Genomic DNA, 1671 nt, shown 5'->3' with positions numbered 1-1671 from the left:
TGTCCGACGCGCGCGGCGGCGTGCTGGCGGGCCGTTGGTGGCAGGCGCTATTCCCGGGCCTGGCCATCATGATCACGGTGCTGTGCCTGAACATCCTGTCCGAGGGCATCACCGATGCCATGGCCGCCGCGCCCAAGGCCCCGGTCAAGGCCGATGACGCCGCCGTCCGCGCGAACCGCGAGGCCGACAAGCTCGTGGCCGACCCCACGCTGGCATACGCCGCCCAGGCGGAGATGCTCGAACAGCGCCTCAGCGAGCTTCAGGCGATTGAGAAGACGCGCACCGACCGCTTCGAGGCGCGCACCGACGTGCCGCCTATTCTGGAAGTGAAGGATCTGTGCATCAAGTTCCCGCGCCACGGCGACGTGAACGTGGTCGACCACGTGAGCTTCGTGGTGCGCCCGCGCCAGACCATGGGTCTTGTGGGCGAGTCCGGCTGCGGCAAGTCCATCACCTCCCTTACCATCATGGGGCTGCTGGATCCGAAGGCTAAGGTGTCCGGCGAGATCCTCTACGACGGCCAGAACCTGCTGAACATGGATCAGAAGCAGATGAACGCCTTGCGCGGTCGCGAAATCGCCATGATCTATCAGGACGCGCTCTCTTCGTTGAACCCGTCCATGCTGATCAAAGCCCAGATGAAGCAGCTCACGAAGCGCGGAGGAACCCGCACGGCCGAGGAGCTGCTGGAGCTGGTGGGACTCGATCCGAAGCGCACGCTTGACTCCTACCCCCACGAACTGTCCGGCGGCCAGCGCCAGCGCGTGCTCATCGCCATGGCGCTGACGCGCGACCCGAAGCTCATCATCGCCGACGAGCCCACTACGGCTCTCGACGTGACCGTGCAGAAGCAGGTCATCGACCTGTTGAACAAGCTGCAGAAGGAGCTGGGCTTCGCGATGGTGTTCGTGAGCCACGACCTGGCGCTCGTCGCCGAGGTGGCCAACTCCATCACGGTCATGTACGCCGGCCAGGTGGTCGAACAGGGTCCGGTATCCGACATCCTGTGCCATCCCGTGCACGAATACACCCGCGGTCTCTTGGGTTCGGTGCTGTCCATCGAAGCCGGCGGAACGCGCCTGCACCAGGTGCCCGGCAGCGTCCCCAGCCCGAAGGACTTCCCCGAGGGCGACCGCTTCACGCCGCGCTCCAGCCATCCTGACAAGGTGTCCCAGCTGCGCCCCGTGCTCAAGCGCGTGTCCGACTCCGACCACTACTACGCCGAGCTGCCCGACAGCGAGCTCAAGCGCCTCGGCATCAAACCGTACGTCCCAGGAGGTGCCATCATATGAGCGAGCAGGAACGCGTGAACGCGGGCGTCCAGCCCGCAACGGGAGCGGGCGAACCCACCCCCATCATCTTCCTCGACGACATCCGAGTGACGTTCAAAACGCGCACGGGCTCCATCCTGCATCCGAACAAGGTGCAGGCCGTGCGCGGCCTCACCCTCAAGCTCATGCCCGGCGAAACCTTGGGCATCGTGGGCGAATCCGGCTGCGGCAAGTCCACCACGGCCAACGTGATGTGCGGTTTGCAACAGCCCACGTCGGGCAAGGTGTTCTTCAAGGGCGAGGACGTGACGAAGCGCTCGGCTGCGCAGCGCCGTCTCATCGGCCGCGTGATCTCGGTGGTGTTCCAGGATCCGGCCACGGCGCTGAACGCGCGCATGAG

Annotated in this window: 2 protein-coding genes; both read left to right on the top strand. The window is 65.6% G+C overall.

Annotated features, from left to right (window positions below):
* A partial coding sequence (locus ACMO6A_RS15035) for an oligopeptide/dipeptide ABC transporter ATP-binding protein (RefSeq protein ID WP_418471487.1) occupies positions 1-1292 on the top strand: 1292 nt, incomplete at its 5' end.
* On the top strand, positions 1289-1671 hold a 383-nt coding region (locus tag ACMO6A_RS15030; protein WP_418471486.1), incomplete at its 3' end, for an ATP-binding cassette domain-containing protein. The genes ACMO6A_RS15035 and ACMO6A_RS15030, both read left to right, overlap by 4 nt.

The sequence above is a fragment of the Eggerthella sp. genome (genome assembly GCF_048329335.1).
Classification (GTDB): domain Bacteria; phylum Actinomycetota; class Coriobacteriia; order Coriobacteriales; family Eggerthellaceae; genus Eggerthella; species Eggerthella lenta.
The sequence above is the reverse complement of the archived record's forward strand: the minus strand, read 5'-3'. Positions and strand labels throughout refer to the sequence as shown.